13 protein-coding genes and 1 tRNA gene are annotated in these 15,494 nt (G+C 64.6%); 11 read left to right on the forward strand and 3 right to left on the reverse strand.

The features are described 5' to 3' along the window. Positions 1–60 precede the first annotated feature (60 nt). Positions 61–1,644 (forward strand): TerC family protein, encoded by a 1,584-nt coding sequence (locus IB259_RS29610; protein WP_054453178.1) that lies wholly within the window; start codon positions 61–63, stop codon positions 1,642–1,644. Positions 1,645–1,662: 18 nt separating this feature from the next. Beyond that, positions 1,663–2,526, forward strand: coding sequence for an undecaprenyl-diphosphate phosphatase (locus IB259_RS29615; protein WP_119450059.1), 864 nt, complete (start codon positions 1,663–1,665; stop codon positions 2,524–2,526). Positions 2,527–2,613: 87 nt separating this feature from the next. On the opposite strand, the gene IB259_RS29620 is transcribed toward IB259_RS29615, so the two are convergent. The 3 genes from IB259_RS29620 to IB259_RS29630 form a co-directional block, all read right to left on the reverse strand. Continuing rightward, positions 2,614–3,387 (reverse strand): UDP-2,3-diacylglucosamine diphosphatase, encoded by a 774-nt coding sequence (locus IB259_RS29620; protein ID WP_088141681.1) that lies wholly within the window; start codon positions 3,385–3,387, stop codon positions 2,614–2,616. Then, a complete protein-coding gene (locus IB259_RS29625; protein ID WP_042794482.1) occupies positions 3,380–3,889 on the reverse strand; it encodes a peptidylprolyl isomerase in 510 nt (169 codons plus the stop codon). The genes IB259_RS29620 and IB259_RS29625 overlap by 8 nt, the downstream gene beginning before the upstream one ends. Before the next feature lie 134 nt (positions 3,890–4,023). Continuing rightward, positions 4,024–4,707, reverse strand: a complete 684-nt coding sequence (locus tag IB259_RS29630) for a tetratricopeptide repeat protein (protein ID WP_054453172.1) — start codon at positions 4,705–4,707, stop codon at positions 4,024–4,026. A gap of 323 nt (positions 4,708–5,030) precedes the next feature. Here IB259_RS29630 and cysS point away from each other — a divergent pair, with 323 nt between their 5' ends. The 9 genes from cysS (at position 5,031) to IB259_RS29675 (ending at position 15,439) form a co-directional block, all read left to right on the forward strand. Next, complete coding sequence (gene cysS / locus IB259_RS29635) at positions 5,031–6,485, forward strand: cysteine--tRNA ligase (protein ID WP_192330919.1); 1,455 nt, start codon at positions 5,031–5,033, stop codon at positions 6,483–6,485. A gap of 20 nt (positions 6,486–6,505) precedes the next feature. Then, positions 6,506–7,150, forward strand: coding sequence for a DNA-3-methyladenine glycosylase (locus IB259_RS29640; RefSeq protein WP_054453697.1), 645 nt, complete (start codon positions 6,506–6,508; stop codon positions 7,148–7,150). A 36-nt stretch (positions 7,151–7,186) separates the two neighbouring features. Further along, complete coding sequence (locus IB259_RS29645; RefSeq protein ID WP_042794478.1) at positions 7,187–8,152, forward strand: acetyl-CoA carboxylase carboxyltransferase subunit alpha; 966 nt, start codon at positions 7,187–7,189, stop codon at positions 8,150–8,152. Between the two features lie 151 nt (positions 8,153–8,303). Next, positions 8,304–9,278, forward strand: coding sequence for a tRNA lysidine(34) synthetase TilS (tilS, locus tag IB259_RS29650; RefSeq protein ID WP_370528723.1), 975 nt, complete (start codon positions 8,304–8,306; stop codon positions 9,276–9,278). A 141-nt stretch (positions 9,279–9,419) separates the two neighbouring features. Continuing rightward, complete coding sequence (locus IB259_RS29655) at positions 9,420–10,685, forward strand: aspartate kinase (RefSeq protein WP_054453165.1); 1,266 nt, start codon at positions 9,420–9,422, stop codon at positions 10,683–10,685. Positions 10,686–10,772: 87 nt separating this feature from the next. Beyond that, a tRNA-Ser gene (locus tag IB259_RS29660) sits at positions 10,773–10,865 on the forward strand. A 140-nt stretch (positions 10,866–11,005) separates the two neighbouring features. Continuing rightward, on the forward strand, positions 11,006–12,070 hold the full coding sequence (mnmH, locus tag IB259_RS29665; RefSeq protein WP_192330921.1) for a tRNA 2-selenouridine(34) synthase MnmH: 1,065 nt from the start codon (positions 11,006–11,008) through the stop codon (positions 12,068–12,070). 121 nt (positions 12,071–12,191) lie between these two features. Further along, a complete protein-coding gene (locus IB259_RS29670) occupies positions 12,192–13,070 on the forward strand; it encodes a hypothetical protein (RefSeq protein WP_225596978.1) in 879 nt (292 codons plus the stop codon). A gap of 50 nt (positions 13,071–13,120) precedes the next feature. Further along, positions 13,121–15,439 carry a hypothetical protein gene (locus IB259_RS29675; protein WP_192330923.1) on the forward strand — a complete coding sequence of 773 codons (2,319 nt, stop codon included), beginning with the start codon at positions 13,121–13,123 and terminating at the stop codon, positions 15,437–15,439. Positions 15,440–15,494 lie beyond the last annotated feature (55 nt).

Consider the following 15,494-nt stretch of genomic DNA (forward strand, 5'->3'; position numbering starts at 1 on the left):
ACCGGCGTGTCACGGATTTTCCATGTACGATTACCGGTCGTGTAACTTCTGGAGCTCCTGATGGAGTGGCTGCTGGACCCTACTGCGTGGGTCGGCTTGCTTACCCTGGTCGTCCTTGAGATCGTCCTGGGGATCGATAACCTGATTTTCATCGCCATCCTGGCGGACAAGCTGCCCCCTGCGCAACGCGACCGCGCGCGCATCATGGGCCTGAGCCTGGCGCTCATCATGCGTCTAGGCCTCTTGTCGGTCATGTCATGGCTGGTCACGCTGACCACCCCCCTGTTTTCCATCGGCCCGCTGTCGTTCTCGGGCCGCGACCTGATCCTGATGATCGGCGGCCTGTTCCTGCTGTTCAAGGGCACGATGGAACTGCATGAGCGCCTGGAGGGCTCCCAGCACGGCGGCTCATCGGGGCCGCGCGTGTACGCAAGCTTCTGGGTGATCGTCACGCAGATCGTGGTGCTGGACGCGGTGTTCTCGCTGGACTCGGTCATCACCGCGGTCGGCATGGTGGACCACCTGGCCATCATGATGATTGCCGTGATCATCGCCATCGGCATCATGCTGCTGGCGTCCAAGCCGCTGACGCGCTTCGTCAACGCCCACCCCACGGTGGTGGTGCTGTGCCTGGGCTTCCTGCTCATGATCGGCTTTTCGCTGCTGGCTGAAGCCTTCGGCTTCAAGGTGCCCAAGGGCTACCTGTACGCGGCTATCGGCTTCTCGGTCGCCATCGAGGCGCTCAACCAGGTGGCGCGCCGCAACCTGCTCAAGCTGGATGCGCGCCGGCCGATGCGCGAACGTACCGCTTCCGCCGTGCTGCGCATGCTGGGCAAGCGTCCGCCTGCCGACGAACCCGACCTGCCCAGCGCGAACGGCCCGGCCATCCCGGCTTTCGGGGTCGAGGAGCGCAATATGGTCAGCGGCGTGTTGACCCTGGCCGAGCGGTCGATCCGTTCGATCATGACGCCGCGCACGGACGTGTCGTGGATCAACATCGACGACGACCCGGAAACCATCCGCCGCCAGTTGACCGAGGCGCCGCACAGCTTTTTCCCCGTTTGCCGGGGTTCCCTGGACGAGGTGCTGGGCATCGGCCGCGCCAAGGATCTGGTGGCCGACCTGATCACCGAGGGCAGGGTGCGCCGCAACCGTCTGCGCGACCCCATCATCGTGCACGAGTCCATCGGCATCCTGCGCCTGATGGACACGCTCAAGCGTTCGCGCGGCCAGCTGGTGCTGGTGGCCGACGAGTTCGGCGCCATCGAGGGCCTGGTGACGCCGATCGACGTGTTCGAGGCGATCGCCGGCGAATTCCCCGACGAAGATGAGCTTCCCGACATCGTCGCCGACGGCGAGAACACCTGGAAAATCGACGGCGCGGCTGATCTGCACCATGTCGAGCAGGTGCTGGAAACCGAGGGCCTGGTCGATGACGCCCAGGATTTTTCAACCCTGGCGGGGTACCTGCTGTCGCGCTTCGGGCACCTGCCCAAGCCGGGCGACGTCTGCGAGTACGAGATCCACCATGAGCATTTCCGCTTTGAAGTCCTGGAAATGGACGGCCGCCGCATCGCGCTGGTGCGCGTCGAGAAGCGGCCGCAGGAAATGCTTGCGGACGACGAATCCCTAGCCAACGACTAACTGGACCGACCTGCCATCGTGACCGAAAACACCCTATATCTGATCAAAGCTTTCGTCCTGGGCATCATCGAGGGCCTGACGGAATTCATTCCCGTGTCCAGCACCGGCCACCTTATCCTGGTGGGCGACTGGATCAATTTCGAATCCAGCCAGGGCAAGGTATTCGAGGTGGTGATCCAGCTGGGCTCCATCCTGGCGGTGATGTGGGTGTTCCGCGCGCGCCTGCTGACGCTGATCCGCGGCACGCTGACCGGGGTGCCCACCGAGGTCGCTTTCACCCGCAACCTGATCATCGCCTTCCTGCCGGCCGCCGTCGTCGGCGCCATCTTCATCAAGTCCATCAAGAGCATCTTCTATCACCCGGCCGTGGTGGTCGTGACCCTGGTGCTGGGCGGCCTGATCATGCTGTACGTGGAGCGCAAGACGCACCATACGCCGGGCGACATGCCGGGCGCGGCCGACGATACCGCCTCGGATGAGCGCGCCACGGCCCGCACGCTGGAGCAGATCACCTGGAAGCAGGCCCTCGGCGTGGGCGTGGCGCAATGCCTGGCCATGATCCCGGGCACCTCGCGCTCGGGTGCCACCATCATCGGTGGCATGATCGCCGGCATCCAGCGCAAGACGGCCACCGAGTTCTCGTTCTTCCTGGCCATGCCCACGATGCTGGGGGCGGCCGTGTACGACATGTACAAGAACTTCGGCGTGCTCACCCAGCACGACCTGTCGGGCATCGCGGTGGGCTTCATCGCCGCGTTCCTGAGCGCGATGGTGGTGGTGCGCGCGGTGCTGCGCTTTGTCGCCAACCATACCTACCGCGTATTCGCCTGGTACCGGATCATCTTCGGCGGCGTCGTCGCGGCCTGGATCTTCACGCGCTGATGGCGTGGCCGGCGGTTCGCCGGCAGCAGCAATGACAAGGGCCGCTTGCGCGGCCCTTGCTGTTTGCCGTCACGGTGCGCCCGAGGGCTACGCTTCCGTTTCCAGGTCGTAGAACTGCAGGCCGTCCTGGTCGATGACCAGCCAGCCGCCGCGGGCGGGCGACACGTGGTCGCAGTCCCAGTCGGGCAGGACCCAGCGCTCGCGCTTCTTGCCGTCCACTTCCAGCACGTGGCGGGCGGGGCGATGGGTATGGCCATGCACCAGCACGCGTACGCCCGTCTCGCGGAAGACGGATTCAATGGCGGCGGCGTTGACGTCCATGATCTCCATGGACTTCATCTGGTTGGCGGCCTGGCTTTCGCCGCGGGCCTGCTGCGCCATCGCCAGGCGTTCGGGGATCGTCTTGGCCAGGAATTCGGCCTGCCAGCGCGGATCGCGGACCATCTTGCGGAACTGCTGGTAGGCGGCATCGTCCGTACAGAACTCGTCGCCATGGGTCAGCAGGATTTGCCCGTAATCCGTTTCCAGCAGCGCCGGTTCGGGCAGCAGCTTGGCGCCCAGGGCCTGGGCCAGTTCTTCCCCGATGAGGAAGTCGCGGTTGCCGCGGCCCAGCCAGACCGGAATCCGGCTGGCGGTGTCGCGCAGCGCCGTCAGCGCCGTGGCGAGCCACGGCGGCGCGGCGCGGATCACGTCGTCGCCGATCCAGGCGTCGAAGATGTCGCCCGGCAGCAGCAGGGCGCCGGCTTCCTCCCGCGCGGCCTCCAGGAAGGCCAGAAAGGCCTCCGAGGTGGCCGGCGTGGCCGGTCCCAGGTGCAGGTCGGATGCCAGCCAGATGGGGCCGGACAGCGCGATCTTATTCAAGAACTTCGGCCTTCTCGATGATCACGTCTTCGTTCGGGACGTTCTGGTGGAAGCCCTTGTTGCCGGTCTTCACGCCCTTGATCTTGTCGACCACGTCCGTGCCTTCGGTCACGGTGCCGAACACGGCATAGCCCCAGCCGTTGGGCGTGGGCGCGGTGAAGTTCAGGAAGTCGTTGTTGGACACGTTGATGAAGAACTGCGCCGTGGCCGAGTGCGGATCGCTGGTGCGGGCCATGGCCAGGGTGTACTTGTCGTTCTTCAGGCCGTTGTTGGCCTCGTTTTCGATGGGGGCATGGGTCTGCTTCTGCTTCATGCCGGGCTCAAAGCCGCCGCCCTGGATCATGAAGCCATCGATCACGCGATGGAACACCGTGCCGTTGTAGAAACCTTCCTTGACGTAGGTCAGGAAGTTTTCGACGGTCTTGGGCGCCTTGGCGGCATCCAGGGTGATGACCATGTCGCCTTGGTTCGTTTGGAGCTTGACGCGGGGGTTGGTGCTCATGGCTTTTGTGCCTTCAGAGGTGGAGGTGGAGGAATTGGCCGCGGGGGCGGCGCTGACGAGCGCTGGGGCGAATGCAGCCAGCGCGAACGAGCACGCCGTCAGGCGCAGCAGGTGTAGGGGGGAGTAGCGGGACATCATTTGCCGTGTTTATCCTTCAGCATGGTTTCGACTTCGCGGACCTTTTCCTGCATGCCGGGCACGCCATCGCGGGCGGCCTTCTTGTAGGTGTTCAAGGCCTGCAGAAGCTGCAGATCGCCCATATTGGCGCGGGCGGCGGCATAGTTGGGATCGGCGCGCAGGGCCATCGACAGGGCGTCCTGTGCGCGGTCGAGTTCGCCGCGCCCTGCATATAGAGCCCCCAGGTTGTTCCAAGGTTCCGGCAGCTCCGGAAAGCGGTTGGTCATCTCGGTGTAGACGTCGATGGCTTCGTTGGTGCGGTTCAGGGCCGCCAGCGCGCGGGCGTGCTGGAACATCAGTTGCACGTCGGTGCCGCGCTGGTCCTTGATCTGTTCCTGGCGCTTTTCGATCATGGCAAGCGCTTCTTCGTTGTCGCCGTGGTTCAGCAGGCGCTCGATGTAAGTCGTGATCTGCGAGGCCGAGGGCGTCAGGCGGGTGTCGACGCTGGGCTTGGCGGCTTCCAGCAGCTTGGCCAGACTGTCCCAGCCACCCTCGGGCGGGATGGGGTCCAGGGTGGTGCGGCTGGCGTTGGGGTTGGTTCCCCCGCCGCCGGCCATCGACTGGGCCAGAGAGGCTCCAACCGGCGCGCCCGCAAGGGCCAGGGCGAGCAGGGCGACGCGAAAGCGCGGCTTGATAGTCACTTGGGCATCCGTTAAAAGTCTTGGCAGGCCGACGCTTACGCGCGCGACCGGGCCGCTTGCTATACTTGACGACCGCCATTTTAGCCCCGGTTGAGTTTTGGCTCGACATCGGGGACGAAGCCCCGGGATATCGTTGATGGAATGCGGGCTCGGGATGCGGGTTCGGGGCGGTCGGCGCCAGTGGGATTATGGCCCGAGGCCGAGATCGGGATCGAAATCGGCGGGATTGGAATCCGACCCGGCGGCACGCGCCGAAGGTATTTTCCTTCGGCAGCAACTTTCCGCAACCGCCACGGAAAACTTAGATAAAGCCTATAAGCGCCATGCTGCAAATCTACAACACGTTGTCGCGTACCAAAGAACCGTTCAAGCCGGCCCAGGCTGGTCAGGTGCGCATGTACGTGTGTGGCATGACCGTCTATGACTTCTGCCATCTGGGCCACGCCCGCATGCTGGTGTCGTTCGACGTCGTGCAGCGCTGGCTGCGCGCCAGCGGACTGGCGGTCGATTATGTGCGCAATATCACCGACATCGACGACAAGATCATCCGCCGCGCCGTCGAGACCGGCCGCCGCATCGGCGAAGTCACCGACTTCTACATCGACGCCATGCACGCCGACGAGCGTGCGCTGGGCGTCCAGACGCCGGACCGCGAACCGCGCGCGACCGAGTACGTCGGCGAGATGCTGGACATCATCGGCAAGCTCGAGCAGAACGGCCTGGCCTACCAGGCCGACGACGGCGACGTGAACTACGCCGTGCGCGGCTTTCCCGGCTACGGCAAGCTGTCCGGCAAGACGCTGGATGACCTGCGCGCCGGCGAGCGCGTGGCCGTGGGTTCGGCCAAGCGCGATCCGCTGGATTTCGTGCTGTGGAAGTCCGCCAAGGCCGACGAGCCTGCCGACACCAAGTGGGAATCGCCGTATGGCATGGGCCGTCCGGGCTGGCACATCGAGTGCTCGGCCATGAGCAAGTCGCTGCTGGGCCTGCCGCTGGACATTCACGGCGGCGGTCCGGACCTGAAATTTCCGCACCATGAAAACGAGATCGCCCAGACCGAGGGCGCTTTCGGTGGCGCGCTGGCCAACATCTGGATGCACTGCGGCCCGCTCATGGTCGACTCGGACAAGATGTCCAAGTCCCTGGGCAATTTCCGCACCATCCGCCAGACCATCGCCCAGGAAGAACCGGCGGCCGATCAGGCCGTCTATCGCGTCAACCCGCGCGAAGCGGAGATGGTGCGTTTCTTCATCGTGCGCAACCATTACCGCAGCTCGCAGAACTACACGCCGGACAACCTGATCGACGCGCAGAACGCGCTCGACCGCCTGTACCAGGCGCTTCAGAATGTGCCCGCCGACACGCAGGGCATCGACTGGAACGAGCCGCAGGCCCAGGCCTTCAAGGCGGCCATGGACGACGACTTCAACAGCTCGGGCGCGGTCGCGGCCTTGTTCGAACTGGCCTCCGACGCCAACCGCAACAAGAGCGCGCGCAGCGCCGGCCAGTTGAAGGCGCTGGCGTCCCTGCTGGGCCTGCTGCAGCAGGATCCCGCGGCCTATTTCCAGTCGCCCACGCGCTATTCGGCGGCCGCCATGGAGCAGGGCGAGCGCCGTGCGCTGGACGCCGAGGCCATCCAGTCCCTGATCGACGCGCGCGCGGCCGCCAAGGCCGCCCGCAACTTCGCCGAAGCCGACCGCATCCGTGCGGAACTGCGCGAAGCCGGTATTGAACTCGACGACAAGCCGGGCGGCGTGACGCAATGGCGTCGCGCTTGAACCCGCAGGACCCGCCCGCCATGTCCACCGTCGACCTCGAGATTCCCAAGCCCGAGTACTGGGAAGCCGCCGTAGCCCACCTGATGCGGCGCGACCGCATCCTGAAAAAGATCATTCCCCAGCATCCCGAAGTCTGGCTGACTTCGCGCGGCACGCCTTTCGTGACGCTGGCGCGGGCGATCATCGGGCAGCAGGTGTCCAGCAAGGCGGCCGACACCGTCTGGACCCAGTTCATCGAGGCCGTGGGCAAGCGCCCGACGCCCGTCGCCGTGCTGCGCGTCGGCCTGGAGGGCCTGCGCGCGGCGGGGCTGTCGCAGCGCAAGGCCGAGTACGTGCTGGACCTGGCCGTGCATTTCGGCGAACGCCGGGTCCATCCCGAGAAATGGGCGGCAATGGACGACGAAGCCGTCATTTCCGAATTGACCGCCATCCGCGGCATAGGCCGCTGGACGGCGGAGATGTTTTTGATTTTCAATCTGCAGCGGCCTGATGTCCTGCCGCTGGATGATCCTGGGTTGCTCAAGGCAATCTCGCTACACTATTTCAGCGGCGAGCCTGTCTCTCGCTTCGAGGCTCGCGAAGTCTCGTTGGCGTGGCAACCCTGGCGTACCGTGGCGACCTGGTATCTGTGGCGCAGTCTGGATCCGACTCCGGTCCAATACTGACGCAAGCCAGGCAGCCCATCTACGGAACCACACTACATGCGCAATACATTTCTGGAATTCGAACAACCGCTCGCCGAGCTTGAAAACAAGATCGAGCAGCTGCGCTACGTGCAGGCCGATTCGGCCGTAGACATCTCCGACGAGATCGGACGTCTGCAGCAGAAGAGCCAGACCTTGGCCAAGGAAATCTACGCCAAGCTCACGCCCTGGCAGACGGCCCTGGTCGCCCGCCATCCCCAGCGTCCCTACACGCTGGACTACGTGCGCGAAATGTTCACCGACTTCCATGAGCTGCACGGCGACCGCATGTACGCCGACGACCAGTCCATCGTGGGCGGCCTGGCGCGCTTCAACGGCACGCCCTGCATGGTCATCGGCCACCAGAAGGGACGCGACACCAAGGAACGCGCCGCGCGCAATTTCGGCATGCCGCGTCCGGAAGGCTATCGCAAGGCCCTGCGGCTGATGCGCCTGGCCGAGAAATTCGGCATCCCCGTGTTCACGTTCGTGGACACCCCGGGCGCCTATCCCGGCATCGGCGCCGAAGAGCGCGGCCAGTCCGAAGCCATCGGCCACAACCTCTATGCCATGGCCGAGCTCAAGGTCCCCGTGATCTGCACCATCATCGGCGAAGGCGGCTCGGGCGGCGCCCTGGCCATCGCCGTGGGCAATGCCGTGCTGATGCTGCAGTACGCGACCTACGCCGTGATTTCTCCGGAAGGCTGCGCCTCGATCCTGTGGCGCAGCGCCGACAAGGCGCCCGAAGCCGCCGAGGCCCTGGCCATCATCGCGCCGCGCCTGAAGGACCTGGGCCTGGTGGACCGCGTGGTCAACGAACCGGTGGGCGGCGCCCATCGCGACCCGCGCGTCATGGCCCGCCTGTTGCGCCGCGCGCTGGGCGATGCCCTGCGCCAGCTCCAGGGCATGACGCCCGAGCAGCTCGTGGAGCAGCGCGTCCAGCGCCTGCTGTCCTACGGCGCCTACCAGGAAGTGCGCGCCTGAAGCAGGCAGCGCGCCGGCATCCCCGCCGGCGCCGCGGCCTAGCGCCACGCGCCATCCCGCCATGAACGCCCGCCCAGCGTCCGATCCTCCGCATCGGGCCTCGGCGGGCGTAGTTCATTCCCTTCCCGTGTCGGCCGAGCTTGCCGCGGCCTTGCGCCGCGCCTTGCTGGCCTTGCCCGAGCGTCCGGCGCGCATCGCCGTGGCATTGAGCGGCGGAGCCGATTCGGCCATGCTGGCCGTGCACACGGCCCCTGTGGCGCGAGAACTCGGCATGGATCTGGCGTTGTTCCATGTGCACCACGGCTTGCAGGACGCCGCCGACGCATGGACGCAGCATGCGCGCACGCTGGCGGACATGCTCGCGCTGCCGCTGTCGGTGGCGCGCGTAGAGGTGGCGCAGGCCGCGGGCAAGGGCATCGAGGCGGCCGCGCGCGACGCCCGCTACGCCGCACTGGCGCAATTGGCGCGAGGGCAGGGCGTGACGCATATCCTGTTGGCCCATCATCGCAACGACCAGGCCGAAACCGTCCTGCTGCGTCTGCTGCGCGGCACCGGGCTGGTCGGCATGGCAGCCATGGCGCCGCTGTCCCGGCGCGATGGGCTGGTCTACCTGCGACCCTGGCTGGAAATCGGCCGCGAAGCGATCCTGCATGCGGCGGACGAGGTGGCGCAAGCCAGCGGCTGGAGTCCGGTGCAGGACCCCACCAATACCGATCCGCACTACACCCGGGCTGCCCTGCGCGAACTGCTGGCGCCGGCGCTCGATGCCCGCTGGCCCGGATGGCGCGCCATCGTCGCGCGCCACGCGCGCCACATGGGCGAGGCGGCGGAGATTCTGGACGAGGTGGCGCGGGAGGATTTCGCCGCGCTCGATCCTTCTGATGACGGCGCCAGCTTTTCGCTGCAGGCGTGGCGCGGGCTGTCCGAGGCGCGGCAGGCGCACGTGCTGCGCCATTGGCTGGAACGGAATGGCGCCCGCATGCCGACCGACGCCAGGATGCGCGATCTGCTGCGTCAGCTGCGCGGGTTGCACAGCCTGGGCCATGACCGCCAGTTGCGGGTGGAACAGGCCGGCCACGTCATCCGCTGCCACCGGGGCAGGGTCTGGGTCGAACCCCGGGAATAAGCGGATCAGCGCCGCCAATGTCCCCAAATAATCGCGCTGTGGACAGAATTTTGCACAAGCTGCGCAAATTTTTACCGCCGCGCTAGAATATACGGCTTTGCCCGTCAACCTTTTGCGGCGGGTTCCCAGCCAGAGTACGAGATGTCCTTGATCGTTCACAAATATGGCGGTACTTCGATGGGCTCGGTCGAGCGCATCAAGAACGTGGCGCGTCGCGTCGCGAAGTGGCACGCTGCCGGCCACCAGGTTGTCGTTGTTCCGTCGGCGATGGCGGGCGAGACCAATCGCCTGCTCGGCTTGGCGCGCGAGATTACGCCGCAGCCCGACAGCCGCGAGCTCGACATGATCGCCGCCACCGGCGAACAGGCCAGCAGCGGCCTGCTGGCCATCGCGCTGCAGGCCGAAGGCGTGCCGGCGCGCAGCTATGCCGGTTGGCAAGTGCCCGTGCGCACCGATTCGTCGTTCACCAAGGCGCGCATCTCGTCGATCGACGACGAGCGCATCCGCGCCGATCTGGACGCCGGCCGCGTGGTCATCGTCACGGGCTTCCAGGGCGTTGACCCGGAAGGCCACATCACCACGCTGGGCCGCGGCGGTTCCGACACCTCGGCCGTGGCCGTGGCGGCCGCCATCAAGGCCGACGAATGCCTGATCTACACCGACGTGGACGGCGTCTACACGACCGATCCGCGCGTGGTGCCCGAAGCGCGCCGCATGGCCGTCGTTTCCTTCGAGGAAATGCTGGAAATGGCATCGCTGGGCTCCAAGGTCCTGCAAATCCGTTCGGTTGAATTCGCCGGCAAATACCGTGTGCCGGTCCGGGTCCTGTCCTCGCTGACCGACCCGCTTATCCCGCTCGCAGAAGAAATGGTCTCGGGCACGCTGATTACTTTTGAGGAAGACGAAAAAATGGAAGCCGCCGTTGTCTCCGGCATCGCCTTCAGCCGCGACGAAGCCAAAATCACCTTGCTGGCCGTTCCGGACAAGCCCGGCATCGCCTTCTCCATCCTGGGCCCGGTCGCCGCCGCCAACATCGACGTCGACATGATCGTGCAGAACCAGTCCGTGGCTGGCACGACCGACTTCTCGTTCACGGTCAACCGCAACGAATTCGCCCGCGCCGTTGATCTGCTCAAGCGCGAAGTCATCCCCGCCGTGGGCGCGCGTGAACTGTCCACCGACGAGAAGGTCGCCAAGGTCTCCATCGTCGGCATCGGCATGCGCTCGCACGTGGGCGTGGCCAGCCTGATGTTCCAGACGCTTTCGCAAGAAGGCATCAACATCCAGATGATCAGCACCAGCGAGATCAAGACCTCGGTGATCATCGACGACAAGTACATGGAATTGGGCGTGCGCGCGCTGCACAAGGCCTTCGGCCTGGACCAGGCGCCTGCCGAAAAGGCCTGATTCAAGACTCCGGCACGATTTTTTTTGCAATGAGTGCCCGATAGCGGGCAAGAGTGAAAAAAGTCGTGCTAGAATCTCGTTCTCTTCGGAGATGTGCCCGAGAGGCTGAAGGGGCTCCCCTGCTAAGGGAGTATGTGGCTAAAAACTGCATCGTGGGTTCGAATCCCACCATCTCCGCCAGATTCTCTCCGATCTGGCTTCGGTCAGCACCGGAGATAAAAAACCCGCAATCGCGCAAGTGATTGCGGGTTTTTTCATGGGCTCGCGGCGGGTCTGCGCCGCATGAGAAAATCGCTGATTCCCTTCCAGGCGCAGATCCCTTGAAACACCTGCTTGCCACGCTAGACCGGCTGAACGATTTCGATGAAGTCATCGATGTGCGCACGCCGCTCGAATTCGCCGATGACCATATTCCCGGCGCGATCAACGCGCCGGTGCTGAGCAATGAAGAGCGCGTGGTGGTGGGCACGCTGTACAAGCAGGTCTCGCCCTTCGAGGCCTCGCGCGTCGGTGCGGCGCTGGTGGCGCGCAATATTGCCGCGCATCTGGATACGACCTTTGCCGATCGGCGCCAGGGTTGGCGCCCGTTGATCTATTGCTGGCGCGGGGGCACGCGTTCCGGCTCCATGACGACGATGTTCAACATGATCGGGTGGCGCGCGCGGCAGCTGGACGGCGGCTACAAGACCTATCGGCAGGCCACGCTGGACGCGCTGGAAAGCCTGCCCGCGGGCTTGCGCTACATCGTGCTGGCCGGGCCCACTGGCAGCGGCAAGACGCGCTTGTTGAATGCATTGGGAGAGGCCGGCGCGCAGACGCTGGACCTGGAGCGCCTGGCCGCGCATCGCGGGTCGCTGCTGGGCGCCTGGGCCGGTGTTGCGCAGCCCTCGCAAAAGGGTTTCGACACGCGACTTGCTCAGAGCTTGCGGGCGTTCGATGCGTCGCGGCCGGTGTTCGTCGAAGCGGAGAGCCGCAAGATCGGCGCGGTCGCGCTGCCTGCCGCGCTATTGAAGGCGGTGCATGCGAGCCCCTGCATCGAGGTCCGTTCCAGCCGCGAGGATCGCGCGGCCTTTCTGCAGCAGGACTACGCCCATCTGTTCGACGACCCTGCAACGTTCAAGGCGCAGCTTCAGCGCATGATCGGCCTGCACAGCCGCGAGCGCGTGAACGGCTGGCTGGCCTTGGTCGACAGCGGCGCGCGCGCCGAGCTGGCGCAGGAACTCATAGACCGGCACTACGATCCGGCCTATGCGCGCAGCTGCCATGCGCACTTTACGCAACTGCCGCAGGCGCTGCGCTTGGAATTCAGGCCCAATGACGGCGATGTCGTGGAGCAGGCGAGGGCGCTGCTGGCAAGAATGGAAACAACTGGCGGCACTTGCTGATCCGCATTCGCTCATCCGCGCCGGGCGGGCGCGGTGTATCGCTTTTTCCCTCGGATTACAGGAAAATTGGCCACGCAAGCGACCAAGCCGGACTGCGTGAATCTACCTGGAGGGGCGGGGGATGCATCACACTCTACGGATCAAACTCTCGTTCGTGCTGGCAGCCGGCGCGGCCATCGCTGCTCCGGTCCATGCCTTTGATGCCGAAAGACACCCCGAGTACACATTGCGCGCGGTGGAGCTGTACCGTCAATGTGAGGGAGTATCCCTTTCGGGTGAACTGGCCGAAGCGTTTGCCGAAGGGACCAGGAATGAGGACGCCAGCATCCTCACGCTAGGTCAGCGCATAGCCAATTGGCACTTCTACAACCGGGACGGAAAACTGCGCGACAGCTGGTTCGCCAACCGCAGTCTGGATGCTATTTTCGCCAAGCGCAATGCTGAGCTTGAAACCCTGCTTGCCGCCAAGACGCGAGACAGCGAACAAATCTACGAGCGGGCGGGGCGGGTGCTGCACTACATCCAGGACATGAGCGTGCCGGCTCATGTGGTTCCCGTCTACCATGCGAAGCTGCCGCTATTGGGTGGAGGCGACCCGTTCGACGCATACCAACCAAACGCGTTGACCAAACCGTCCTGGTCGCCTGCGGGCTGCCAGGAATTGCGCCTTATGGTTGCGGTGGATCCAGGCTTCCCGAAGGCGCTGCTGGATGCCACCGCTCAATCGACGCTGCAACGCATAGGCCAGCTTGGTGGCATCGAAGGCGGGGATGGCTGGGAAAGATACTGGATCTATCCATCATCGAACCGGTCCGAGGCGGACAAGGGGTGGGGCAGCTATCCCGAAAATGGCTGCGAGTTCGTGGCGGATGAGACCGCGCCTGGATGCAAGAGCAGGGAGCGGCTGGATGCCTTGTTCGCCTTCCAGTACCGGGATGTGCTGTGGAATTCCGTGCGCATGCTGATCTATCTGGAGCGCCGCCTGGCGCAAGAAAAATAGTCCTTCCGGCGGCAAGGCCGGGATGTGTGGTGGCGTTCGGGGAGAGCGACGTGCTGCATATACAGTCCAAGGATGGCGCCGCACGGCGGCATGAACGGTTGCTGCGTTGGAGGCCAATGGCTTTGCTGGCGGCAGCCTGCGCAGCGGTGGCTATTCTGCTGGCGGCCGGTTGCAGCGGGATCGTGGGCGGCGCCGCCAACACGATCTATCCCAGCCTGTCGCAACCAGAAGAGATTGAGGCTCCTCCAACGTTCACGACTTATCTGCCGTCTGCGGCGACCCAGGCGATCCTGGGCGGACGAGGGCAGGGGCTCAATTGCTCCATTCCCCCATTGCTGGCGCGACTGGCCTTCGAGTCCGGGCGCGATGAATCGGACGTCAGTCTGCGCTTTCGCCAAGCCTGCGTCATGCATGACATGTGCTACCGGCACGGGTATGCAACCTACCGCTACACGCAGTCTGATTGCGACACGATGCTGCAGCAGTCTGCGTTCAGGTTGTGCCGGCAGATCAATCGGCCGCCGTCCATTGGCGCAGCCGGCGGGGGCTCGCAGCGCGCGAGGCAAGATGACGTTCAGAACGCGCAGGCTGTCTACGACGCCTGCGAGACCGAGGCGAAAAAGGTGCTGCTTGGCGTCACGCTTGGCGGCGGCGGATCCTATTTGGCTGCCGATCGTTCCACCTATTTCGAGTATGACCCCATGCCGGCTGGCGCGGACGACTATGTGGTCGCGCGCGCGGTCCCGGCGATGGATGTGCAGAACGATAAAGGCGATATCGGCATACGTACCTTCTACTTTCAGCGCAATACGGTGGAGATGGCGATGTTGATGAAGCCGGCGCCGGGAAAAGCGGGCCTCGCCAGGGTCCAAGCCACGCCTGTGTTGTTTCCGCAGCGCTTGATCGCGACGCCGCCCGTTCTCTGGGTGCCCGGGGCGCCGGCGGATCCATTCGTGGCGCTTGCGCGTGAATCCTTCGGCAATACTGACTTGACCGTAGTGCGCTTTCAAACCCGGGGCGTCACCGTGGCAGGCGATCTCAGCTTGGCGCTTTCACCGTGTCCTCAGCGTATTGGTAGCCTGTGCGTGAGTAACGCTGATGCGTCTATCCGCAAGCTGGCCTCGGTGGACGGCAGGCCTGTGCTGCTGTCGTTGACACATAGAGGCACGCTGGGGACTTCCTCCTCGGCCAGCGGGGATGATGGGCGCACTGTGAAGATTGTGCAGAAAGACCTGTCCAGCTTGAACTTGAGCCCGGTCGAGCAGGAGGCGGTCGCCTCAGGCGGCGTTGAATGCAGGGCGGGTACTTCCCGGGTCAAGGGCGCCGACGGCAAGTTCAGATGCGTGATGGACGACTATTCCCTGAATGGCTCCAGGTTGATCAGGAACAAGTACCGATTTTTGCAACACGATCTTCTGCTTGAGCAAGATACTGCGGGAAATGCAACCCATGCCTGGGTGCTGGCTCGCGGCGCCGCGTTAGGGACGGTGGCGGGTGAATCCGTGGTGGCCGAGAGCTCAGGCAAAGACTACAAATCCAGGCTGGTGGTTGTGCGTCAGGCGCTGGGCGACCGGAAGCATGGCGAGACGCAACGATTCGGATTGGAGGTGCAGGAGGCAGACGAACCGCTTTCTTTGGTGCGAATGGGCGCTGCCACGGGAACGGCGCTGTTGGGGGTGTCTTGGAGCAAGGGCGATCTGGAGCGTGTCGAGGGTGGGCGGCAGCCGTTCGCCGCTCCTGTCCTCAAGCTATGGAAGATGCCGAATGCAGGGCAGGCGCCGCAGCTGCCGCCGGAGGAGATTGCCTTGCCTGCGGCGTTGAGGGATGGATTCTTGAGTGTGCCTCCCTCGATAGTGCGGCTGGCTGGAATCGATCAGCCGTTGCTGATCTTCGTGCGTGTCGATGATCCGGTGGCGCAAGATGGGCGGATCATTCCGGAGAAGGCCAAGGTTGTCCGCATTAGATTTCAGGTGGTGCCCTTGGATGATGTGAGTCTGGCGGCGGGGGTGTTGAAAACGGCAGGGGAATTCAGTTGTGTCATCGATTTGGACAGGCAGGGGCGGCTGCCTGCTGCCTCGGAGCTGAGGGCGCGGGCTTTGCGTGCGCTGGGAATGGATAGCGAGAAGAACAAGGACCCCGCGATCGTGCTGCCTGGCGAGGTGCGAGACCGACTGTCCAGGGATTTGTCGTATCGCTGGAGGATGAGCCAGTTCATCGCATCGGAGCGGCGTGCGGATGATGGCGGCGGCCTGCTGGCGTTGACGATGGTCTTCAATGGATTCCCGGCGCTTTCTACGCAGATGTTGTTGCGCCCGTCTCCTGACGGCCTGTCGTTTGTTCAGGACGGCGGCTGTATCGGTGAGGTATGAATCCTACTGTGTCGCTTGCGCAGTCTGAGAAATAACGCTATTATTCAAGGCTTGC

Origin of the sequence: Achromobacter sp. ACM04 (genome assembly GCF_014851465.1) — a bacterium.
Taxonomy (GTDB): Bacteria; Pseudomonadota; Gammaproteobacteria; order Burkholderiales; family Burkholderiaceae_B; genus Achromobacter; species Achromobacter aegrifaciens.